This window comes from Pedobacter sp. ok626 (assembly GCF_900100435.1).
Lineage (GTDB): Bacteria > Bacteroidota > Bacteroidia > Sphingobacteriales > Sphingobacteriaceae > Pedobacter.
The window spans coordinates 61,843-85,853 of the sequence record NZ_FNEX01000017.1 but is presented as its reverse complement, the minus strand read 5'-3'; the positions used below and the strand labels follow the sequence as shown (position 1 = coordinate 85,853).

The 24,011-nt window shown below is 40.0% G+C and carries 20 protein-coding genes; 7 read left to right on the top strand and 13 right to left on the bottom strand.

The window, feature by feature from the left end; translation table 11 throughout:
- Positions 1-61: 61 nt before the first annotated feature.
- From BLS35_RS21440 to ileS, 5 genes are all read right to left on the bottom strand, one after another.
- Positions 62-376 carry a hypothetical protein gene (locus BLS35_RS21440; protein WP_090785386.1) on the bottom strand — a complete coding sequence of 105 codons (315 nt, stop codon included), beginning with the start codon at positions 374-376 and terminating at the stop codon, positions 62-64.
- Between the two features lie 131 nt (positions 377-507).
- Positions 508-1,221 (bottom strand): SIMPL domain-containing protein, encoded by a 714-nt coding sequence (locus BLS35_RS21435; protein ID WP_090785383.1) that lies wholly within the window; start codon positions 1,219-1,221, stop codon positions 508-510.
- 84 nt (positions 1,222-1,305) lie between these two features.
- Positions 1,306-1,908: a lipoprotein signal peptidase gene (locus BLS35_RS21430; protein ID WP_090785379.1), complete on the bottom strand. Its 603-nt coding sequence runs from the start codon at positions 1,906-1,908 to the stop codon at positions 1,306-1,308.
- A complete protein-coding gene (locus tag BLS35_RS21425; protein ID WP_090785375.1) occupies positions 1,908-2,288 on the bottom strand; it encodes a TraR/DksA family transcriptional regulator in 381 nt (126 codons plus the stop codon). Before BLS35_RS21425 ends, BLS35_RS21430 begins: the two co-directional genes overlap by 1 nt.
- 7 nt (positions 2,289-2,295) lie before the next feature.
- On the bottom strand, positions 2,296-5,688 hold the full coding sequence (gene ileS / locus BLS35_RS21420; protein WP_090785372.1) for an isoleucine--tRNA ligase: 3,393 nt from the start codon (positions 5,686-5,688) through the stop codon (positions 2,296-2,298).
- Between the two features lie 220 nt (positions 5,689-5,908).
- Here ileS and BLS35_RS21415 point away from each other — a divergent pair, with 220 nt between their 5' ends.
- The 6 genes from BLS35_RS21415 (at position 5,909) to BLS35_RS21390 (ending at position 11,248) form a co-directional block, all read left to right on the top strand.
- Positions 5,909-7,219, top strand: coding sequence for an OmpA family protein (locus BLS35_RS21415; RefSeq protein WP_165973369.1), 1,311 nt, complete (start codon positions 5,909-5,911; stop codon positions 7,217-7,219).
- 101 nt (positions 7,220-7,320) lie between these two features.
- Positions 7,321-8,028: a 5-oxoprolinase subunit PxpB gene (gene pxpB / locus BLS35_RS21410; protein WP_090785370.1), complete on the top strand. Its 708-nt coding sequence runs from the start codon at positions 7,321-7,323 to the stop codon at positions 8,026-8,028.
- Positions 7,994-8,974 carry a 5-oxoprolinase subunit C family protein gene (locus BLS35_RS21405; RefSeq protein ID WP_207909147.1) on the top strand — a complete coding sequence of 327 codons (981 nt, stop codon included), beginning with the start codon at positions 7,994-7,996 and terminating at the stop codon, positions 8,972-8,974. Before pxpB ends, BLS35_RS21405 begins: the two co-directional genes overlap by 35 nt.
- 5 nt (positions 8,975-8,979) lie before the next feature.
- Positions 8,980-9,747 carry a 5-oxoprolinase subunit PxpA gene (pxpA, locus tag BLS35_RS21400; protein WP_090785364.1) on the top strand — a complete coding sequence of 256 codons (768 nt, stop codon included), beginning with the start codon at positions 8,980-8,982 and terminating at the stop codon, positions 9,745-9,747.
- Positions 9,748-9,751: 4 nt separating this feature from the next.
- Positions 9,752-10,930 (top strand): NRAMP family divalent metal transporter, encoded by a 1,179-nt coding sequence (locus BLS35_RS21395; protein WP_090785362.1) that lies wholly within the window; start codon positions 9,752-9,754, stop codon positions 10,928-10,930.
- A gap of 51 nt (positions 10,931-10,981) precedes the next feature.
- On the top strand, positions 10,982-11,248 hold the full coding sequence (locus BLS35_RS21390; protein WP_090785359.1) for an isoleucyl-tRNA synthetase: 267 nt from the start codon (positions 10,982-10,984) through the stop codon (positions 11,246-11,248).
- Here the strand turns inward: BLS35_RS21390 and BLS35_RS21385 are convergent.
- From BLS35_RS21385 to BLS35_RS21350, 8 genes are all read right to left on the bottom strand, one after another.
- Positions 11,229-13,613 carry a phosphocholine-specific phospholipase C gene (locus BLS35_RS21385; protein ID WP_090785356.1) on the bottom strand — a complete coding sequence of 795 codons (2,385 nt, stop codon included), beginning with the start codon at positions 13,611-13,613 and terminating at the stop codon, positions 11,229-11,231. The genes BLS35_RS21390 and BLS35_RS21385 overlap by 20 nt on opposite strands.
- A gap of 98 nt (positions 13,614-13,711) precedes the next feature.
- Complete coding sequence (locus BLS35_RS21380) at positions 13,712-15,064, bottom strand: alkaline phosphatase family protein (RefSeq protein ID WP_090785353.1); 1,353 nt, start codon at positions 15,062-15,064, stop codon at positions 13,712-13,714.
- Between the two features lie 16 nt (positions 15,065-15,080).
- A complete protein-coding gene (eboE, locus tag BLS35_RS21375) occupies positions 15,081-16,289 on the bottom strand; it encodes a metabolite traffic protein EboE (protein ID WP_090785350.1) in 1,209 nt (402 codons plus the stop codon).
- A 1-nt stretch (position 16,290) separates the two neighbouring features.
- On the bottom strand, positions 16,291-17,469 hold the full coding sequence (locus BLS35_RS21370) for a 3-dehydroquinate synthase (RefSeq protein ID WP_090785347.1): 1,179 nt from the start codon (positions 17,467-17,469) through the stop codon (positions 16,291-16,293).
- Positions 17,470-17,480: 11 nt separating this feature from the next.
- On the bottom strand, positions 17,481-18,395 hold the full coding sequence (gene eboC / locus BLS35_RS21365; protein WP_090785344.1) for a UbiA-like protein EboC: 915 nt from the start codon (positions 18,393-18,395) through the stop codon (positions 17,481-17,483).
- 7 nt (positions 18,396-18,402) lie between these two features.
- The gene (locus BLS35_RS21360) at positions 18,403-19,389 is read right to left on the bottom strand and encodes a TatD family hydrolase (protein ID WP_090785342.1); all 987 of its coding nucleotides are present in this window, start codon (positions 19,387-19,389) and stop codon (positions 18,403-18,405) included.
- A gap of 8 nt (positions 19,390-19,397) precedes the next feature.
- Positions 19,398-20,093 carry an EboA domain-containing protein gene (locus tag BLS35_RS21355; RefSeq protein WP_090785340.1) on the bottom strand — a complete coding sequence of 232 codons (696 nt, stop codon included), beginning with the start codon at positions 20,091-20,093 and terminating at the stop codon, positions 19,398-19,400.
- Positions 20,094-20,103: 10 nt separating this feature from the next.
- Entirely contained in the window at positions 20,104-20,475 is a 372-nt protein-coding gene (locus BLS35_RS21350; protein WP_090785338.1) for a transmembrane 220 family protein, read from the bottom strand.
- A 121-nt stretch (positions 20,476-20,596) separates the two neighbouring features.
- Between BLS35_RS21350 and BLS35_RS21345 the strand changes: the two genes are divergently transcribed.
- Positions 20,597-23,980 carry a DEAD/DEAH box helicase gene (locus BLS35_RS21345; protein WP_254779021.1) on the top strand — a complete coding sequence of 1,128 codons (3,384 nt, stop codon included), beginning with the start codon at positions 20,597-20,599 and terminating at the stop codon, positions 23,978-23,980.
- Positions 23,981-24,011: the final 31 nt, after the last annotated feature.

Sequence of the window (24,011 nt, the reverse complement as noted above, 5' to 3'; positions counted from 1 at the left end):
TTCCCCTAGAGGAAGCTTTTTGTTTTTAACAGGTAGATGTTAAGGTTAGTTAATAATAATACTATAGGATAAGGATTAATAATAAAATGATGATGATGATAGCACCTACTGAAAGGTAAACTCCGCCTGCACCTAATGCACGAGCTTGTGATTTTAATTCTCTCAGCTCTTTACGAAGTTCTTTTTTCTCAGCTCTGGATAAATTTGATTTATCCATATTTCTAATCTCTTCTACACGGTTAGTAATCCGTTCAACCTGAACCTTCTGTTCTGCAGTCATTTCAGTTTTCACTTTGTTGTTTTCTGCTGCACTAACTGTATTCGCACTTATTCCAAGTGTAAATATTAAGATTAACGAGTAAATTAACTTCTTCATAATGATTGGGTTTATAAGAGGTACAAAACAAAAAACCTACCAAAGTTATTTGGTAGGTTTTCCTTACATTTTAAATAAATACTGTATACTCTACAGGTCAGAATTAGAATTTGCTGATCTCAAATTCAGAATTAGAATCCTTTGATTTCAAACACTACATTCATCTGGTAGTTTAGTTTAATCTTTTTAAAATCAATCTCAGCTGGTGGCGCACCGGCCATATCTGCACTCTCCGCCTTCATCATCATTACATTTGCACGATACATTGGCTGAGGGAAAGATTCGTTGTTTATCTCCTGAATATCTATTGCACTACCAAGCTTATCTCCAAGTGCTTGTACCAGGTAAGTTGCTTTTTCTTTTGCTGCTAAAAGGGCTTTAATCTTAAGCTCTTTTTTTAAGCTTTCAATTTTCGAATAATCGTAGCTATCAATATTGGTATAAGCAATACCTTTTGGATCTACTTCATCAAGGATTGTATTCCATTTATTCAAATCGGTTACTTTTAAGCGGTATTGCTTGCTAGCCAGGTAATCCGGATTTTTCTTTTTCTGGGCTATTGCAGTATAGCTGGATAAATTAGTAACTGTTAAGTTCTCCTTTGCAATTCCAGCATTTTGTACTGCTTTAAACAACTCATTCTCTAGGGTAGTAATGTCTACTTTTTTCTTGCTGTTACCATCTTTTAGGTATTCTTTTAAAGAAATACTGATATAAATAATATCAGGTGTAACTTCAACTTCGGCAGATCCACTAACATTGATCTTCTTACGTAAATCTACTTGTTGAGCCATAGCACTTAAACTAAATAAGGCAACGATGGCAAGGCTTAATAACTTTCTCATAATATGGTATTTTTCATTTGTGTATTTGATATATAGATGGAACTTTTAGGTCAATTCCATACTCATATTTCAAAATATGATCAATTAATCTTCAACCATCTCATTATTAGGGCTTATTTCTTCAACAACTTCTTCTTTGAAGTACGATTTCTGGAAAACAAGTATTAAAATTACACCCACAGAGATGGCCGCATCAGCGATGTTAAATACCGGTCTGAAGAAGATAAAATCTTCACCACCCCAGATCGGTACCCATTTAGGGAAAACACCTTGTAGTAATGGGAAGTAGAACATATCTACAACACGGCCATGGAACAAAGTTGCATAGCCGTATATTTTACCATATAGTACGGAGTCGATAATGTTTCCCAATGCACCTGAAAAGATCAAAGCAACGTTCATAATCAGCCCTCTGTGATACTTCCTTTGAATCAGATAGCATAAGCCATAGCCAATTCCGGCGACAGCAGCAATTCTGAATAAAGATAGAGCCAGCTTGCCAAATTCGCCGCCAAACTCTAAACCAAAGGCCATTCCATTATTCTCCGTAAAATGAATAATAAACCAATTGCCGATGATCTTGAATTCTTGACCAAGGTACATGTTGGTTTTTATCCAGGTTTTTAAAAGCTGATCGGCAAGTAAAACGAAGAAGATAATTAATAAAGGTTTTGTATAGCCTTTCATTACGACTGCTTCAGTTTAGCTTCCATACTTAAAGTAGCATGAGGAACTGCACGAAGACGTTCTTTTTGGATCAATTTGCCGGTTTCTCTGCAAATGCCATAAGTTTTGTTTTCGATGCGTACCAACGCCGCTTCTAAATTCTCGATGAACTTTTTCTGACGTGCTGCCAGTTGGTTCAATTGCTCTTTTTCTAATGTAGCAGAACCATCTTCCAATGTTTTATAGGTTCCAGAAGTATCTTCAGTTCCGTTAGAGTTAGGGCTGCTCAATGAATTGGTCAGATCAAGAAATTCTTGTCTAGCCATTCTCAATTTTTCAAGAATTAGTTCTTTAAATTCTTGTAGTTCATTGTCAGAATACCTTGTTTTTTCTTTTTCCATAATAAAATTATTGTTGTGCAATCAAAATGTGTAGTTCAACATCATCGATTACTATTTTGTTTCCGTTGTCTAAAGTTTCGGTTAAGTTAATGTTATCTGCCAGAATTTCCGAGCAAATGTATGTTTTATTTTGTGCCACCGCTTCGCTGATCAGGTTATGGTTTTGTAAAGTCACGGTTATCCTGTCAGTTACTTCGAAATTAAGCTCTTTTCTTAAATTCTGGATCCTGTTGATCAATTCACGTGACAAGCCTTCTTGTTTAAGCTCTTCGGTGATTGAAACATCAAGCGCCACAGTTAAGTTACCCATGCTGGTTACTTGCCATCCGGGAATGTCCTCAGCCATAATTTCCACATCGCTCAGCTCAATTACATAATCCGTGCCGATAACTGCAAATTTTCCGATATTTTCAAAATTTGCCAGTTCTTCCTGGCTCATGTTGTTCACAGCTTCAGCAACCAGTTTCATGTCTTTTCCTACTTTAGGGCCTAAGGTTTTGAAATTTGGTTTGATTTTTTTCTTGATAAATCCCGCAGTATCAGTGATGTACTCAATCGCTTTAATGTTGGTCTCAGACAAGATTAATTCTTTTACCAGTTCTACTCTTTCTGCAAATTTATTGTCCAATACAGGGATTAAAATTTTAGCTAAAGGCTGACGAACATTGATGCTTGTCTTTTTACGCAACGATAAAACCATGGATGAAATGTCCTGTGCAAGCTGCATTCTTTCATTCAATTCTGTATCAGTTAATGATGCATCTGCTTCATCCCAAGTACTAAGGTGTACGGATTCTAAAGTGTTAAGTTTATCGTCGGCTGTTAAATTACGGAACAACCAATCTGAGAAGAAAGGCGCTACTGGTGACATCATTTGCGCAACGCTCATTAAGCAGGTATACAAGGTTTCGTAAGCTGCTTTTTTATCTGCAGTCATTTCACCTTTCCAGAAGCGGCGGCGTGATAGGCGGATATACCAGTTACTTAAATGCTCGTCAACGAATGCCTGAATAGCTCTTGTTGCTTTAGTAGGTTCATAGGCATTGTAGCTTTCATCAACTTCTGCAATTAGGGTTTGCAATAAGGATAGGATCCAACGATCTAGTTCACTGCGACGCTCTACTGGAGTCATCTCGTCTTTATTGATCTGGAACTTATCAATGTTTGCATATAGCGCGAAGAAGTTGTAGGTATTGTAAAGTGTGCCAAAAAACTTACGGCGAATCTCTGCAATTCCTTCAATATCAAATTTCAGATTATCCCATGGATTTGCATTTGATATCATGTACCAGCGTGTTGCATCTGGTCCATATTCTGCCAGTGTTTTGAATGGATCTGCGGCGTTGCCTAAACGTTTCGACATCTTTTGCCCGTTTTTATCCAATACCAGTCCATTTGAAACTACGTTTTTGTAAGCTACCTTATCAAAAACAAGTGTGCTTATCGCGTGTAGCGTATAGAACCATCCACGAGTCTGGTCAACGCCTTCAGCAATAAAGTCTGCAGGGAAGTCCTTATTTTCATCAATTCTATCTTTGTTTTCAAAAGGATAATGCAATTGCGCATATGGCATTGCACCAGAGTCGAACCACACATCAATCAGGTCAGTTTCGCGAACCATTGGTTTTCCTGATGGAGAAATTAAAGTGATTCCATCCACAACGTTTTTATGGAGATCGATCAGGTCATAATTTTCTTCCGACATGTTTCCGATTTCAAATCCTTTAAAAGGATTTTCTTTCTGGAAGCCTGCTTCAATTGATTTTTCAATGGCCTGATAGAGTTCTTCAACAGAACCGATGATCATTTCTTCTTTTTTATCCTCAGTTCTCCAGATTGGCAATGGAATTCCCCAATATCTTGAGCGGGAAAGGTTCCAGTCGTTGGCATTTTTGAGCCAGTTTCCAAAGCGACCTTCACCTGTAGATTTTGGTTTCCAGTTGATGGTCTCGTTCAGATCAAACATACGGTCTTTTACATCCGTAACTTTGATGAACCAGGAATCTAGTGGATAGTATAAAAGCGGCTCGTCAGTTCTCCAGCTGTGTGGGTAACTGTGAACATATTTTTCTACTTTGAAAGCTTTGTTTTCTTCTTTTAAGCGGATGGCGATTTCAACGTCAACAGATTTCTCAGGAACTTCGCCTTCGTTGTAATATTCGTTCTTCACATATTTTCCGGCTAAGTCGCCCATATTTGAAGTGAATTTACCTTGTAAATCTACCAAAGGTACTGCAATTCCGTTCTCATCCAGCACCAACATTGGTGGAACTTCAGGGCTTGCTTCTTTTGCAACCCGGGCATCATCCGCGCCAAAAGTTGGGGCAGTATGCACGATGCCGGTACCATCTTCTGTGGTCACAAAATCTCCTGAGATTACTCTAAAAGCATTTTCAGGGTTTTGGTAAGGAAGGGTATAGGCTAGAAGTTGTTCGTATTTAATACCAACAAGGTCAGTGCCTTTGCATGTGGTTAGTATTTGATAAGGGATTTTTTTATCGTTTGCAGCGAAGTTTTCAAAATCAGCTGCATCAGTACTTTCAAAATATCCTTTGTTGAATTGTTTTCCAACCAGGTTTTTCGCTAAAATCACATTTACCGGAAGGAAAGTATATTGGTTAAAAGTTTTTACTAAAACATAGTCGATTTTCGGGCCAACAGTTAATGCTGTATTTGATGGTAAAGTCCATGGTGTAGTGGTCCATGCCATCAGGTAGATATCGCCAAATCCCTGTAAAAATGCAGGCAATGTGTCTGCCAATGCTTTAAACTGGGCAACAATTGTAGTATCGGTAACATCTCGGTAAGCACCTGGTTGGTTTACCTCGTGCGAACTTAAGCCTGTTCCCGCTTTCGGAGAATAAGGTTGTATGGTATAGCCCTTGTAAAGGAGACCCTTATCGTAAATTTGTTTCAACAACCACCAAACCGACTCCATGTATTTTGGCTTGTAAGTTACATATGGATCTCCCATATCAACCCAGTAGCCCATTTTCTCAGTCAAGTCATTCCATACATCAGTATAACGCATTACCGTTTTTTTGCAGGCTTCGTTGTATTCTTCGATAGAGATGGTTTTACCAATATCTTCTTTGGTAATACCCAGTTCTTTCTCGGTTCCCAGTTCTACTGGTAAACCATGTGTATCCCAGCCTGCTTTACGCTTTACCTGATAGCCTTTAAGGGTTTTGTATCTGCAAAAAATATCTTTAATAGCTCTTGCCATCACATGGTGAATCCCAGGCATTCCGTTTGCCGAAGGCGGGCCTTCATAAAAAGTAAAAGGGTTCGATTCAGGACGGCTTGAAATGCTTTTTTCAAAGATGTTTTCTTCCTTCCAAAAATCAAGTATCTCTTCGCCTATTTTAGCTAATTCTAGTTGTTTAAATTCCCTATACATCAATCAAGTATCTCCAAAAATTAAGGATGCAAAGTTAAGGTTTTAGAATGAAAGATTGAAGTGTTTTTAAATGTGTCTCGGCTTATGTTTAATTATCAAGTGTATAGACTTTTCAGGTGTGTGGGAAGTTTCATGAAGTCCGTAAACTTTTTGTTGTTGTGATTGTTATGTCCCTTATAACTAGTGTTTGTTTGAAATTTCTAACCTAAAAACTATAAACATGAATTTAATTGAAATGATAAAGAATGAAATCGGCGATGATGTCGTTTCTTCTTTAAGCCAGAAGGCAGGCGTAAGCGAAGATCAGGTAAAGACTGGTCTTTCTGCAGGTATTCCGGCGGTTTTAGCTGGTATCCTAAAAAATGGGATCGGCGGTGACTCGGGGTTTCTTGGCAAAATATTATCAGGAGCTAGCGGTATGGTTGGTAAACCGGAAGATGTGCTTAATGGCGATCATGGAGATTTATTGGAAAAGGGGAAATCGTTATTAGGCGGTTTATTTGGTAATGATTCTGATGCGGTAACGGGTGCTGTTGCGTCGTCAACTGGTTTAAGTGGCCCAAAATCTGCAGGATTATTGGCGATGATTGTTCCCTTAATTACTGGTTATATTTCAAAATTGATGGCTAGTAAAGGATGGGGAATTTCTGATTTAGTGGGCAAAATTTTTGAAAGCAAAGCCGATATCGCTGCAGCTATGCCACAAGGCTTAAGTGACTCTTTAGGTTTTGCGAGTATCAAAATGCCAAACGTAAACATCCCTAAGGTAGATGTGCCAAAAGTGGAGTTGCCGAAAGTGCCGCCTGTTAATTATGGTGTAGCTCAGGAGCCCAAATCTGGTAGCATATTCAAATGGTTGATCCCGCTACTCATTATTTTGATTGGTGGTTGGTGGTTAATGGGAAAAATGGGCTGTAACAGTCCTAAAGTAGAAAATACCATTGGTGCGAATATGGATTCCTTAGGTCACACAATGGATTCGGCAACTGATGCAATGAAAGCTGATGCTATGGCCGCCAGGGAGTCCATTGAAGGTAAATTAAATGAAGCCGGAGATTTTGTTCGGGATTTAGGCGTTGTCATTGTTAAAAAACTACCCGATGGTAAAGAAATAAAAGTTGCCGAAAATTCAGTAGAAAACAAGTTGATCATGTTTATTGAAGATAAGGATAAACCAGTTGACAAAACCACCTGGTTTACTTTTGATCGCTTATATTTTGAACCTGGTAAAAGCGTTTTAAAAGCAGAATCGCAAGGACAAATAAACAATATAGATGCCATATTAATTGCTTATCCAACTGTGAAGTTGAAAATAGGTGGTTATACGGATAATACTGGTGATGCTTCAGTAAACAAAAAGATATCTGATGAGCGGGCGAACGTTGCAAAGAACGAGTTGGTGAAAATGGGAATAGATGCTAAGCGTTTAGATGCGGAAGGTTATGGTGCGGAACATCCAATTGCGAGTAATGATACGCCTGAAGGTCGGGCACAAAATCGTCGAATTGATATACGTGTAATGGAAAAATAACGTTTGATCTTTTTGAAAAGGACTGCATCATTAATCGTGGTGCGGTCTTTTTTGTATAGGGTTATTGCATATCTTTACAATGTGTCAAACCAAATAATCGAATGAAAGCTGTTGAACCCATTCAGTATCATCCTCTGGGGGATAGTGCCATTGTGATACAATTGGGCAATGAAATTTCTGAAAGTATTCAACAGCATATATCATCGATCTGTAGCTTCCTCGAAGATTACTCTTTCGAAGGCTTTGTTGAATATGTGCCTGCATTTACAACGATAACTATATTTTATGATCCATCGGTTACGGATTATGAAACTGTGCAATCCCTCTTAGAGGAGATGTTGAAGGAAATTATGGAAGGGACTGAAGAAAAGGAAACTCCAATAGTAGAAATTCCTGTTTTATATGGTGGTATACAAGGTCCGGATTTATCTTATGTAGCTACTCATGCAGGAATTTCCGAAGCTGAAGTGATCGCTTTACATACTACTGGCGAATATCTGGTATATATGATAGGTTTTGCCCCCGGTTTCCCTTATCTGGGTGGTTTGAATGAACAAATTGCTGCCCCAAGAAAGGAAATACCGCGAGGCAAAATTGCTGCGGGTGCTGTTGGTATCGCCGGTACGCAAACCGGAATTTATCCGATAGAGACACCTGGGGGATGGCAGATTATTGGGCAAACTCCTTTAAAACTGTTTGATGTAGAACGACAACCTCCCGCCTTGCTAAGGGCCGGAAATAAACTGCGTTTTGTAGCCATTAGCGAAGCTGAGTTTGAAAAAATTAAAAGGGAGTCTGATGGGGATTAAAGTGATTAAAGGAGGGTTACTCACGACAGTGCAGGACCTGGGCCGAAAAGGATACCGGAAAGACGGTATCATTGTAAGTGGGGCAATGGATACGTTGGCACTTGAAATTGGCAATCTATTGCTTGGAAATGATACGACTGAAGCTGGTCTGGAGTGTACATTACTTGGTCCGAAGTTACTTTTTGAAACAGGTCAGTTGGTGGCCATTACCGGCGGTAACCTAAATCCCATGGTGGATGATAAACCTGTAAAAATGTGGCGCCCGGTTTTTATACCAAAAGGTGCTGTATTGAGCTTTGGTTCGGCAGAAGCTGGTTGTCGCTGTTACCTGACTGTTTCTGGTGGTTTTGATTTACCAAAGGTCTTAGGAAGCCATTCCACTTATTTGAAAGCGGGCTTTGGGGGCTACAAGGGGCGGGCGTTGAAAAATGAAGATGAATTGTCATTTAAAAAAGCATATGAACCTAAGGGGGCCGTCTTTAACTGGTCGATAGGTTTGCAACTGTACCCGGAGTTTAACGATAATGAAATCAGGGTGATGAAAGGTCCGGAATACGAATTGTTTACCGGGCAAAGTGCAGGGGATTTGTTCAATGCGTATTATATGATTACTAAGGAGGCCGACCGGATGGGCTATAGACTGGAGGGGCCGGCTTTATTGTTGACTGAGCCTAAGGAGATGCTTTCTTCTGCAGTCACATTTGGAACTATACAGGTTACCTCTAATGGTTCTGCCATCTTGTTGATGGCCGATCATCAAACGACGGGAGGCTATCCCCGGGTATTACAAGTCATTACGGCCGATTTGACCAAGCTTGCGCAAATGAGAAGCGGACAACAAATCCGCTTTAAATTAGTTACTTTAGCAGAAGCCCGCCAGGCTATGCTCCATATAGAAATGCAGCTTAAACAATTAAAACAAACAATAACATTAAAACAGATATAAAGCTTATGGATAGCGGCTGGTATACAGTAGATCTAAACTGTGATATGGGTGAAAGCTATGGGGCCTATCAGATTGGTAATGATGAGGCTATTTTCCCTTATATCACCTCTGCAAATATTGCTTGTGGTTTTCATGCAGGTGATCCTGCTGTAATGAAAAAGACGGTAAGACTGGCTTTAAAATACAATGTAGCAATAGGTGCACATCCAGGCTTGCCGGATCTGCAAGGTTTTGGCCGGAGGGAGATGTCCGTTAGTGCCGAAGAAGCTTATGATATGGTGATGTATCAAATAGGGGCATTAAATGGTTTTGTTCAATCTGAAGGCGGACTGCTACACCATGTAAAGCCCCATGGGGCGCTTTATAATATGGCAGCGACCAATAAAAATCTGGCAGAAGCTATTGCAGAGGCTATTTATAAAATAAATCCCCAGCTTGTTCTGTACGGTTTGTCGGGTAGTGAGCTGATAAAGGCCGGTAGTCATATTGGTTTGAGCGTAGCGAATGAAGTGTTTGCTGATAGAACTTATCAGGATAATAGCACTTTAACATCAAGAAGATCTGCTGATGCACTGATTACGGATGAGGACCGGGCAGTAGAACAGTCCCTGCGAATGGTGAGGGAAGGGGCAGTGACGGCAGTTAGTGGCAAAAATATATCTATACAGGCTGACACAATATGCTTGCATGGGGATGGCGCACATGCGGTTACATTTGCAGCGAAAATCCACACATTGTTTAAAGAGCAAAATATAGCTTTACAAGCACCATAGTCCTATGAATGGAAAGATTGACTGGAGTGTTTTAACAGGTGCGGCCTTTTTAATGGCTACATCTGCAATTGGGCCTGGATTTTTAACGCAAACTACTGTATTTACCCAAACCTTGGGCGCTAGCTTTGGATTCGTGATTCTTACTTCTATAGTTATTGATATAGGCGTGCAGTTGAATATCTGGAGGGTTATTGCTGTTTCAGAAAAGCGTGCTCAGGATATAGCAAACTTATTGCTGCCGGGTTTGGGCAGCTTTATTTCCCTGCTTATTGTTTTCGGTGGACTAGCCTTCAATATTGGGAATGTTGCTGGGGCTGGCTTAGGCCTAAATGCGCTGTTTGGTATTCCGGTAATAACCGGTGCTTTGATATCTGCGGCAATAGCTATTGCTATTTTTATGATTAAAGAGGCAGGAAAGGCAATGGATAGGTTTGCGCAGGTGATGGGCTTCATCATGATCATTGTAATTATTTATATCGCCATCACCACTAATCCACCTGTTGCTGAGGCGGCAGTACGAACCATTCTTCCTGCGAAAATTGATCTCATGACCATCATTACGCTAGTAGGCGGTACCGTCGGCGGATACATTACTTTTTCTGGCGGACACCGTTTGCTTGATGCAGGTATAAAAGGTAAAAGTGCTTTGCCGCTGGTAAACACAAGCGCCGTAATGGGTGTTTCTGTAGCTTCATTGGTGCGGATATTTCTATTTTTAGCTTCTCTGGGTGTAATCAGCAAAGGTTTGATTATTGATCAGGGAAATCCTACAGGATCGATATTTCAATTGGCCGCAGGCAACCTGGGTTATAGGTTGTTTGGACTGGTGATGTTCTCGGCAGCTATTACTTCTGTGATTGGTTCAGCCTATACTTCGGTCTCGTTTATAAAGTCCTTTAGTCCGACAATCGCCAAAAATGAAAATAGGGTCATCATTATTTTTATTATGGTCTCTACCCTCATTTTCGCAATTGTAGGTAAGCCAGTTAGTTTGTTGATTATGGCAGGAGTAGTAAATGGCTTCATTTTGCCGGTTACGCTGGCAACAATCCTGTTTGCTTCCTATAAAACCAGAATTGTCGGCGATTACAAACATCCAATTTTGCTAACGGTATTTGGTGTACTGATCGTACTCGTTATGACCTATATGAGCATAAATGTAATGATCGGATATTTCTTGTAGGATATGGTTTGATTTTTGTGTATTGTCTTTTAGTTAAATAACCCTCGCATTATGATAAAAGTTCTAAGACTTCAAAAAGCTGTATATCTCATAGTTTTGGGCGTAATAGGAATAATTGCCTATAAAATTATGGAGGCTAATAAAGTAGAGTCGGCGGTTTATATCCTCCAGCTATCCGGTCTGTTATTTTTAATAGGAGCAATATGGATGGTGTACCCCATATTTTTTGCTAAAAAGATAAATGCTGAAGAAGTTCAGCTCGATCCTGAAAAGCATGAAGAAGATACTGATCCTGGTGTTACAACAAGCCGCCCATAAATGGGTCTGTAATAGAAACTTCTCCGGTTTCCACATGTCCTGCAAATTGTCTGCTGTATGCTTTGTGTTCAGGCGTTGCTACTGTGAAATCATACCATGAACTGCTATTTTTCAAATTCATTAAAACCTTTAATTTTTGCAAAGGTGCTAAGGTGATATATTTCGGGGGACTGTTTTTATAAACATTGTCTATAATTTCCAGCTTAAGCGCTTTGTTCCCTTTGTTTTCTAGAAACAGTTCAATATTGCCACTTGGGTTTTTACTTAAAGTGCCAGTCTTTTCATATAAGCAATTGATATTTATGGCTGGATCATTTATGCTGCCTTTAAAGCGACGGAAGAAACCATTCGGTCCATTAACGTTCAGGTCGTAATTATTATCCTTAAAGGATGCTAGTTTTAAACTGTCAATAACCTTATCCCCGGCAACAACAGCATAGTTCCAGCTTTTTCCTGCAGTACTGCTATAGATATTTGAGGTGTAAAGCAAAAATGGAGCGCCTACAGGTACAATTTTTTGTCCAAAATTTCCTTTCCCCGCTTCAAACTGAAGCTCAATGTTTTCTTTTTTTGCATCGAGGTGGCAAGACGCAAATAATTCATATGGAAGTGGGCATGCTGGTTTAGTGCCTTTTTCCTGCTGCGGCATTAATGACGAAGATAAAGGGGAGAAGGGGGGATTTGAATTGATCTTTTCTATGTCTTGTTGTGATAGTGGATTGGGCTTAACCTGAGGTGGTTTATTCCTGGCATTGGTGATATTAACCAAAACCTCTTCTTTGTTTAATAGTGGTGGCACACCCGATTGGTTTCCGACGGCAGGTCTGAAAGCCGATGTTAAATCACCACATATCGCTCTTCTCCAACTGCTGATATTATTACTTTTGATCGTTTTTCCTGTTTTTTTACTTAAAAAGTGCTCTAAAAACATCAGGCATGAAGTATGATCAAATACTTGCGAATTTACATATCCGCCTTTACTCCATGGAGAGGCAATGAGCATCGGGACCCTGTAGCCTAAGCCAATTGGGCTATCTTTTTTCAATTCATAATCTACATCGACATCAATCTTTGCGGAAACTTTTCCAGTATCGGTAGCATTCGGTTTAGGCACCACATATGGAGGTACATGATCAAAATAACCATCATTTTCATCGTAAGTAAGGATGAAAATGGTCTTTTTCCATACTTCCGGGTTTTTGGTTAAAATATCTATGGCTTCGGAAACATACCAGGTGCCATATAAAGGTGAGCTGGTATGGTCAGAGAATTTTTCTGGAGCAACCAGCCAGGATACAGTCGGTAGCTTTCCATTATCTACATCTGATCGGAATTGATGAAATATATCATGTTTGGGAATGGCAATGGTTTGGTCCTGACCGTTGTCATCTTTAAAGGTGAAAGGGGTTAGTGCCAGGTAATTCTCTGGTGCATTAATGTTTGTGGCAAATGCTTTATCTATCAGGTTCTTTTCTTTGGAAGATAGCTGATCGTATTTGGCTCTAACTTGTTCTGGGGTTAACGCTGGACTTTCTGTACTGTCGCCATTTTTTCTAAAATAAGCGGATAACTTAACGTTATAACGTTTTACATATTCAAGGGCATTATCGCCATAATTGCCTAGCCAGCTGTCTACGTCTTCACCCTTCAGGTCTGAGGTCCACAGCTCATTTTGATATATCTTCCAACTGACATCATGATCTTCTAAAAGTTCTGGAAAAGTATGCCAGTCTACATAGACGTTTTTTCTTGATTCGGCTTGTGCATTGTTTACAGCTGCGATAGCAGTTCCGTTTTGTTCAGGCCTGATGGTTCCCGACCAAAAGAACAGGCGGTTGGGTGTTGTGCCTGTTAACGACGAGCAGAAATGATGGTCGCAAATGGTAAAGGCGTCTGCCATGGCATAATAAAAAGGGACATCAGTCCGGTCATAATAGCCCAGTGACATTACACTTTTTACGGGTACCCATTTATCATAATGACCGTTATTACGTGCTGCTAATTGGTCGTTCCAGGAGTGTGGTAATCCTCCTTGCCAGGTGATTTTGGTTTTATTGATGTCGACATGGAAAGGGGCGTAGGTATTACCTGCATCATCCTTTTGCAGCCACACTTTATTGTTATCTGGAAGGGTAAAGGTTCTTGGATCGTTAAAGCCACGGATGCCTTTAAGTTTGCCAAACATATGATCAAAAGAACGATTTTCTTGCATTAAAAACACAATATGCTCGGCATCCTGAAAAGTGCTACCCGGCTCGGCGCTGATGGCCATAGCTTTTTGAATAGACATCGGAATTACATTGGGTAAACCCGCTGCACCTGATAATATTGCTGCTTTTTTAAGAAAATCCCGTCTTGAGTTCATTGGTTTTATTTGGTGTTAACAAAACCAAACTTAACAATAATCTTTATATAATAAAATGCAGTATTCATTATCAAAATATGATTTTTATGTCAGGATGATTAGCTAGATAGTGCTTTCCAAATTACATCGTAAACCTCAGTTGCAGTTTTATTTTCTGCACTTAAGGCTGGGTCAGTAATTAAAACAGGATGGAAATCTGTAGGGGTGTTTATACTGCCATGTGAACCTTTGATCAGCGTTGCATCCAGTGGAATTACATCCATAATGTATCTGAAGCCGGCTTTTTTTCGCAGTAATTTATAGGCTGCCCTTGGTTTAGATGACATAAACATTTCAACGGGATCATAACCTGGTTTTTTATGGATGTCGACACATCTGGCATAATCGGGAGCTTTGGCATCGTCCAGCCAAAAGTAATAGGTAAACCAGCTTTCTGGTTCGGCAACCAATACAAAATCTCCGGCCCGGTTGTGGTCTATGCCGTGTGTCTTTTTACCTTCCTCATCCAAAACCAGGGCAATACCTGGAGTTTGATTAAGTATCGTTTTTACCTGTTCTGTTGCACATTTATCATTGATGTAAACGTGGGCAATCTGATGATCGGCAACAACAAATGCTTTTGAAGCTCCCGCATCTAGCAACTCCAGTCCACGTTCTATACGGATTTGCAACAATCCCGCTTCCCTAAAAACACGGTTTAAATGTATAGGGGTGTTTACAGGGGTAATTCCATATTCTGAGAGAAGAATCACATTTGCGTTCTTGCTTTCATAAAAGCCAATTAATTCCTTTAGTATGGCATCTATTTCGGTTAATTCTTTGCCAATATGGTTAAAGTTTGGACCAAATTTTTGCAGACAATAGTCCAAATGCGGCAAATAGATCAGCGTTAAGGTTGGGTCGAAAATTTCATCGGTCATCATAGATGCATCGGCGATCCATTTGGATGATTTTATATTCGCGCCGGGTCCCCAAAATTGAAACAAAGGAAATTGACCTAGTTTTTCTTGTAAAATATCGCGTAACTCTGCCGGTTCTGAGTAGCAATCTGGCATTTTTCTGCCATCGGCCAGGTAATTTGGACGTGGGGTTACCGAATAGTCTGCGTTGGAGTACATATTGTACCACCAAAACATGTTTGAGCAGGTAAAGCCGGGGTTTTCTTTTTTTGCCTGATCCCAGATCTTTTCAGCTTGGACAAGCTTGTTTGATTGCTTCCAGAATTTAATTTCGGCATCGGTTTCATCATACCAACCATTACCCACGATACCGTGTTGGGAAGGTTGTTTGCCCGTTAAATAAGTGGATTGTACTGCTGTTGTTACTGCGGGCAACATAGGGGCTATGGTACTCAGCTTTTTATTTTTAATATATTGTTCTAAAAAAGGCGTATGTTTTCCAATCAGGTTTGCCGATAGGCCAACAACGTCTATAACTACAGTTTTCTTCATCTTAAATAAATTGTATCTATGCCAGGGTATCAATCACCCAGTTTAACTCATTGCTGATCGATTGGGCAATTGGTAATTTTAATTGTTCAGGTAATACCTCCCAGGTGTAGGTTTCTACTTCCAGGTGCTTGGTAAAAGGTTTGCGTTTTTGAAGCTCCAGCAGGGTGGTAATGTCATCCTGTGTAGATTGTAGCAATCCGATTTCTTTGATTGATATGGGGACATGAAAATGCGAGCGCCATTGTTCAATATTTTCGTGATCAAAATCTTCAAGGGCTTGTGGTAAATCTGGGTATCTGATTAATGAGCCATCCTTTTTTAGGGCGACTACCTGATGTAGATAGGTAGATTCATTAAATGAGGAGAAGCTGTTTTTTATGGCTGCTTTTTCTGTTAAAGATCCCTGTAGATCTGCCTTTAGTGCGGCGCTGATCTGAATTTTGCCAACACCAATTCCTTTTTGTTCCAGTTCGGTTAGTACTGCTTTATGGTTTTCGTAACCGATAGCAAAATGGCAAACATCGTAACAAAGGCAGAGGTGTTTTTTTATGTGATCTGTGGCGTCCTCCGTTGAGATGTTAAATTGTTCTGCGAGGACTGGGGCACCTAAAACCAAAAGATCATTTTCAAACCAATCGATAAATTCTCTTCCCGTTTCCAATATCCCATCTGGTTCAGGCTCTATGTCAAGATGCAATAGCTGTCCGGTTTCGTGATGAATGGTTATCAATAGGCCAATTACGGTTATGATATTTAGTGTAGCTGCCTTTTTTGCAGTGTTAAAATCTATCTCATTTTTAAACCAATGGCGGTAACTAAGGGGAGAGGTCGAAATGCCCCCGTCCATGCCTTCTGGTAGTAAAGCCTTCAGGATGTGAAACAGTCGTATCGTATAATCTACCCGATCATTGGTCGTCCAGTCTGGGCTATGTACATGTTCTTTTACAACGGTGTGATGAAAATCCCCATAAGGAAACCCATTCATGGTAAAAACATAGGCATCATTTTCTGTTAGCCATTGTTTAAATTGCTGTAAAGCATCCTCATTTCTCAATTCGCGACTGGCTTCATTAGAAAGTCTTAAGCCGAGACCTAAAGGTTGATTTGGAACAATTGTTTGTTTTATAACAGGGAAGTTTTGCTTTAGGGCATTAAAATCTTCTTCCCAGTTTTTGCCTGCATGAATGTTTGTACAATAGGTTAAATGGCCTGTGTTTACTTTCATGCTAGTGATTTATGGAGTTTAAAACCAGGTTGTTTTTTGCAAAATCGGCTACATACTCACTTGCTTTAATGAGTAGTTGATGATTCATCTCATATACTTCTTTGCCTGTGCCTAGATCTGTTAACAGTGTAATTGTTAGTTTGCCACCCAAATGTTCCTGAAATTCTGTTAATCCCTTTAAGATAGGTGATTGCGTATTGTTGATCTGGATAATAGGATCTGTGATTTCGAAAGATAGTCGTAATAATACAGTTAGTATTCGTTTCAATTTATCTTCGGTTAACAAGCCTGCCAAGAAAGAATATGTACTGTCAAGTGCGATCCCCATTGCTACAGCTTCGCCATGGAGAACCGTAAATTGACTAAGTTGTTCCTGTTTATGCGCACTCCAATGGCCAAAATCTAATGGTCGTGCCGATCCGGTTTCAAAGGGATCTGTACCTGCAATATGGTCAAGATGTAGTTTTGCACAATGTTTAATCAGGTAGTTCATACTATCTGTATGCCTTGTAGCCAGCTCATCCGCATGATCTTCTATCCAGTAAAAAAATGCTGGGTCTTTAATGAGGGCGACTTTTATAGCTTCGGAAATGCCTGAACGATAATCCCTGTCGCTTAAGGTATGTAAAAATTGTTCGTCATTAAATACGGCTGTAGGCGGGGCAAATGTGCCCAGAAAGTTTTTCTTTCCTTTATAATTGATGCCATTTTTAACGCCAATTCCAGAGTCGTTTTGAGACAATACGGTGGTAGGAATGCGGATGTGTTTAATCCCTCTGTGCGATACAGCGGCAGCATACCCGGCCAGATCCAATACAGCACCTCCGCCAATGGCCGCGATGTAGGAGTGCCTGTCTATGCCATGAACATCTACGGCATCAACCAGCTGATCAAATAGACTTGTGTCGTTTTTTGAAGCCTCACCACCCGGAACGATCATGATGTCGTTAATCAGGTTTACCTGGCGGTGTAACTCAAAATAGGCTTTGATATCGTTGGTCAGATTTGGGTGCGCGATTGCTACACCTTCATCAATAACAAAGAATATTTTTTGGCTTCCTTCTGCTGGTCTTCCTTTGAAAAAGTCGGCAAGTAGTGTATTTGTGCTTTCTAAAAGGGAATTGGTGAAATATATTTTGTAGTCAAATTTGACACTAAAAGACTGTTCTAAATAACTCATAAAAATGCGAACTAAGTAACGGCAAAAGCTTTGCCTAATAGTATGGATATGGGTAATAAAATCACGATAAATATAGCAACGTTCCATACACCAAAGGCTGCGGCCCAGGATGCATTCATTAATATTAAGGCGATAACTCCTGATTTTACGGCTTTCCCTATGTTTTTACCAACTGGAAATTGGATGGCTATAAGTAAGGGCGTAAAGATCATCAAGGTAAAGGGAACTATAAAAATAAGCGCGGAGAGGAAGTTGCCCTTGGATTGTGCAACGACCAAAATGGCAGCAATAACAACGGTATAAAGCAGTGCAGCAAAGTAAAGTGTTTTTTTACTGCCACCGTGTACTTCTCCTCTGCTGATCATGGTGATCGCAGCGATATAAATGATCGGTATAATGGCTAAGAACCACCACTGTTGTATGGCTGTAGGAATAATACTGATACCTAATAGGAGATTTAAACCACGGCACAGGCCCATATTTAGAGGGCCGAAAATGGCATTGTGTTTTAAGAATTTATTATAAATCAGGGCGCTAACCATAATAGCAACAGCAAGGTATTGAGAGTTTGAATTATAAAGTCCCGCTGCAAAAATGCCGATAAAGAAAAAGATACCGCCGAAAATTGTTGCTGCCTTTTTGGAGATCAGTCCGCTTGGAATCGGGCGTTCCGGACGCTCTTTGGCATCCAGTTCCGCGTCAAAAACATCATTGAGGATAATCCCACCACTGTAAAGCCCAATGGTGGAAATACACAACAGGATAATCGGGAGGAAAGAAATCTCTGGGCCAGTGCCCCATCCGAAAGTTCCAGGGGCCAGTTGTACAAAATAACCTGCAATGGCTATTCCTGCCATTACATCGGCGACAGCCGTAATTACATTGGCCGGACGCATTAGCCTCAGGTAACCCAATAGTTTTTTCATGGTCTGCTTATGAAATGATGATTGAATTCTTGTCTATTCTTGGTTGTTGACCACCTCGTAAGATGGAGTTGCTGGCAAACTTCTGACTCTGATCTATATTTTTAACCGTAGTAAAGTCATCTTCATTAATCTGTCCACTTTGTGCAAATGCGGTAATGGCATTGCGATAGGTAACCAGCTCAATATCGGCCAGGCTGATGCCCGATCTTTTCATTAATGCGGCGGTTTTAGGAATAGCCAAAGGATCGCTAATGCCCCAATCGGCTGCTGAATTGATCATGATTCTTTCCGATCCATATTGTTTAACCACTTCGACCATACGTTCATTTCCCATTTTTGTAAAAGGGTAAATGGTGAAGGCTGCCCAAAAGCCTCTGTCGAGCACTTCTTTTACCGTTTCCTCATTGTTATGGTCTACGATGACCATGTGTGGAGACAAACCTTGTTCAATGGCAATGTCCATGCTCCGTTGTGTTCCTTTTTTCTTGTCGCGGTGCGGGGTATGAATTTGTACCGGAAGTCCAGCTTCTAAGGCTAGGTCTAGTTGTAAGCGATAATATTTCTCCTCAGCAGGTGTCTGATCATCAAAACCGATTTCGCCAATACCGACTACACCGTCCTTAAAAATAAACTGTGGCAAGATTTCCATGACTTGTTCGGCCAGTTTTTCGTTGTTGGCTTCACGAGAATTTAATCCTATGGTACAATAGTGTTTAATGCCAAATTGCGAAGACCTGAATCTTTCCCAACCGATGAGGCTACTGTAATAGTCGGTAAAGCTATCTACACCAGTTCGTGGTTGTCCAAGCCAAAAGGCAGGTTCTATCAGGGCAACAATACCGGCATCGGCCATGGCCTGATAATCATCCGTAGTTCGGGAAGTCATGTGTACATGCGGATCAAAGAACTTCATCCCGCTGATGTCGTTCAGGTCGAGGGTAGTTTGTATTTTCTCTCCCTTGTTTCTTTCCTCAAAATTTTCGTTACAGCACATAGTTCATTTTATATTTGGGGGTTCATTTGTTGTGTCAATTGATAAATCTCTGGCGCTACGGTTCTATGCGCAGCCAGGCGCTCCTGTACATAATCCAGCAAGGTTTCGGACAATGCGGGGTTTGCTCTTTCGTAAAGTCTGTAGATTTTGCTTACGTCTTTATCCGTAAAAAAGGCTTTTAGGACCAGTTGGTTCCATGAAGGTGTGGACAGGAATTTGGCCGGGTAGGGATTGTGGTACATAATGGCTTCTAATACAGTTCCAATATTACTTCTTATTCCCTCTTCGCATCTTGCAATCCATTCTTCTGGGTAACAATAAAAGGGAAGGGCGGCATATAAAGCTACTTGCTCATTCATCTCTGCGGTAGCAAACAACCCATTAATCTTTCTTAAGTAGTTTTCTTTGTCGCCTTCCGGGATTTGCATTAAAAGCCAAACGCGACACAACTTGTCGATTGTCCAGTCGTTAAGCTCCATTCCTGATAGGTTGAACTCTGCTGTTTCATCGTTTGTTAGCTCAATAATATCCCGCCCCGTTTGTCGCGGAAGCATAGAAAAGCTCAGATTTAATTGCATTGATCTTTCTTCTGTCTTTATTAAATCGCTCTTTTTTTGAAGCCAATCCCAGGCATCGCTGCTTAGGTTTCGTTTAATGATTTTCTGGAAAAGTTCAGGCAAATTTTTTATATCTATTATCGGCATAGTTTTCTAGTTAACAGCCACAAAAAAAATAGTTAATTGCCAGTGCTCCACTAATGATCAGCAAGCCGAAAAATTCTCTAGTTTTCTCTATATAAGGTTTTGTGGCCTGCATGCTTTCTACCAGACTTGGCCTTTTATACCGCAGTATCCAGTCGCGGACGCCATCCTTAACAAAAAATAAAATTACAGCATAAACGATATAGAAGGATATGGCTGCAAGGTACACGGTAGGGTAGAAATGATTAAATACGGCAAATCCACAACAGATGGATGCAATCATATAAATTGGTACCCAAAGCCAGAAATCACTATCATTTAGGTTCACATAAGCGAATAAAATAAAGGCAATGCAAAAAATGGAGTTTAAAATACTCAGTAGCATAACAATGAAGTTTATATTTGTGTGTGTTTGTTTACTATATACAAATAAACAGATTATTAAATCGATTTAGAAGGATCGTAGCTTATTTTAGGTTTTTTATTGAGTACATTAAGAATTGCAGGTGGAGAAAGAAATCAATGCCCTAACACATGATTATACTTTAGCGAATTTTAGCATTTCGGGATTAACCATATCAGAGATATTAAAACACAGTAAAGTTGGTACGGATACAGGAGTGAAGGGCTTTTACGAACTTTCGCCTAGAGAGATTGCTGTGAACTTTGCTGTCTTTAGTGATACCGCGGTCTCTATGACTACTCAGGTGGTTACCATTACTCAAACCAGAGATCGTGTAATGCTGTCTTGCTCCTGCATGTCGGCTAACAATGGACTATGTGAATATCAGGCTAAAGTATTATATAACATCATGAACCGGCAACCGCTCCGCTTATTTTTTGATGAAAACCTGAGGTATAAAAAACTGAAAGAGTTTGCCGTTGACTATGGATTGGAAAATGAGCGGCACCTGGATGATCATTTCCAGATCGATTATGTAAAGGGTGCTCTGGAGATTGGCCCTAAAGTGAAGGCGTTATTTCCAATTAACAAAAGAACAAAGCAAGAATTGGGTGAGGCTTTATTACCTACTAAAGAATGGCCTTTATCAGCATCCGGAGGTTTAATTAAGAAGGATGTAAAAACGATAGTTGTTTTTAGTCAGCATCGGTTTTATAGTCACCTAACCGTATCTCTTTATGAAGGTTTTGCGAGTAAGGATGGTAAAATAAAGAATCCTTTAAAAGCTGTTGATCCATCAGACTTGATTTGGCGATCAGAAAATAGTAGTGAATTGAAATTCCTGAACGGGATATTAAAGTTTCAGAATAATTATAATGCAGAGGCTTCCGAATCTGATCTGGAAGGCTTAAAGGCCTTGGCTAAAAATCCATTGGGGTTGGATATCTATATGCACGATAGTAAGGTGTCGCCTAATATATCTGCGAGTTCCATCAGCCGGGTAAAACTTAAAATACTAGGTATCGATCTGATATTGTCAGTTAATGAAAAGGGTGATTTTTACGAGGTGTCGGGTAAATTATTATTGGAAGGACAATCGCTAGCTATTGAAGACCTTGTGATTAAGCATCATTATTTTATTCGATTAGATAACGACTTATACCTGATTGACAATCCTGCTTTTTTACGGGTAATCGATTTCTTTAAAAAGCATTATGATAAGATGCTGATTCATAAGTCGAAGTTTGATGAGTTTTATGAGACTATCCTTTCAAAATTGGAAGAGAAAGTTAAAATCAATTACTCTTATTTAAAACCAGCTACAAAAACACAGATCGAAGAAAAGGGTTACGATCTGGAAAACGAGCAACTGATTTATTTATCCGAGTCGGAAGATTTTGTATTGATTACCCCTGTAATGCGTTACAGTAACACCGAAATTCCGGTACTTTCCCGAAAACAGATCATTGGGAAGGATAAGTATGGGAATACATTTAAATTGCGCAGAGACGAAGAGCAAGAGCTGCAATTTGTATCCAATATTGCGAAACAACATCCTTTTTTTGAAGAGCAATTGGATGAGGAAATGAAAATGGATTGCTTTTATATGCACCGTAAACATTTTCTCGATATAGGATGGTTTTTGGATGCTTTTGAGGCATGGCGCAGTAAGGGCATTACGATTATGGGTTTCAATAAGCTGAATAATAATAATCTGAGCCAGTTTAAAGCTGACATATCCATCAAGGTGATTAGTGGTATAGATTGGTTTGAGACGGTCGCAAAGGTTGAGTATAACGGGGAGGCGATCTCTTTGAAGCACCTGCATAAGTCTATCCGTAACAAGAGTAAATTTATCAAGCTGGATGATGGAACGATGGGGATTTTGCCGGATGAGTGGGTAGAGAAATTTACCAGTTACTTTAGTGCCGGAGAGGTGGTTGATGATACGATACATACACATAAGATCAATTACAATATGATCGCTGAGTTGTACGAAGAGCAACTTTTTGATGAGGCGGTAAAAGACCAGCTGGCGATGTACCGTGGAAAGCTATCTGGGCCGGAAAGTATAACTCCTGTAAGAATACCAGATACTTTAAATGCAGAGTTACGGGGATATCAGCACGATGGGGTAAACTGGCTTAACTTCCTGGATGATTTTAACTTCGGGGCTTGTTTGGCTGATGATATGGGATTGGGTAAAACCATCCAAATCATTGCTTTTATACTTACTCAAAGGGAAAAATCGACACATAACACCAATCTGGTTGTTGTGCCAGCTTCTTTAATTTTTAACTGGCAGGCCGAGGTTGCAAAATTTGCCCCTTCTATTAAAATACGGACCATTTATGGTGCCGACAGGTTGAAAAATAGTCATGAATTTGATCAGTATGAACTTATCCTTACTTCTTATGGGACGTTATTGGCTGACATCAACTTTTTGAAGGGCTACCGGTTTAATTATGTGTTTTTAGATGAGTCGCAAACGATTAAAAACCCAGATTCGCAGCGATATAAAGCTGTACGGCTTTTGCAGTCGCGGAATAAAGTAGCTTTAACAGGTACTCCCATAGAGAACAACACTTTTGATTTATATGGTCAGTTGTCGTTTGCCTGTCCGGGCTTACTGGGGAGCAAGCAGCAGTTTAAAGAATTGTATTCTGTGCCTATTGATCAATTTAAGGAGACGAAGCGTGCAAAGGAATTGCAGCAAAGGATTAGCCCTTTTATTTTGCGGAGGACTAAAGAGCAGGTAGCGAAGGAATTGCCGGATAAAACGGAAATGGTGATTTATTGCGAAATGGGTACAGAGCAGCGAGAGGTGTATGAGGCTGCGGTACAGGACATCAAAGATTATATAGCAGGTGTTGCTGAAGATGAATTGCAGAAAAGTAGTATGCATATTTTGCAGGGCATCACGAGATTGAGACAAATTTGTAACTCTGCCGAATTGTTAAAGGATGATAAGTTTTATGGCAATGCATCATCTAAAATGGAAACATTGCTGGAGCAGATTGAAAATAAATCGCCAAATCATAAGATATTGGTTTTCTCGCAGTTTGTAGGGATGCTTGACTTGATCAGGAAGGAGCTTTATGAACGAGGGATTGCCCATGAGTACCTAACCGGACAAACCAGAAATAGAGCTGGAGCGGTGGCTTCATTTCAAGATAATCCTGAGGTACGAGTGTTCTTGATTAGTTTGAAAGCCGGTGGGGTGGGATTAAATTTGACTAAGGCCGATTATGTTTATATCGTAGATCCGTGGTGGAATCCAGCAGTAGAAAATCAAGCTATTGATCGTACTTACCGAATAGGGCAGGAAAAGAATGTGGTTGCCGTACGGTTAATTTGTCCGGATACGATTGAAGATAAGATCATGAAGTTACAAGATACCAAGAAGGATTTGGTAGATGATCTGATCAAAACGGAAACATCAATCTATAAGACACTTTCCAAAAAGGATTTGTTGGGATTGTTTTAAAAGAGCGAGGGTACAAGTACTTGTTATACCC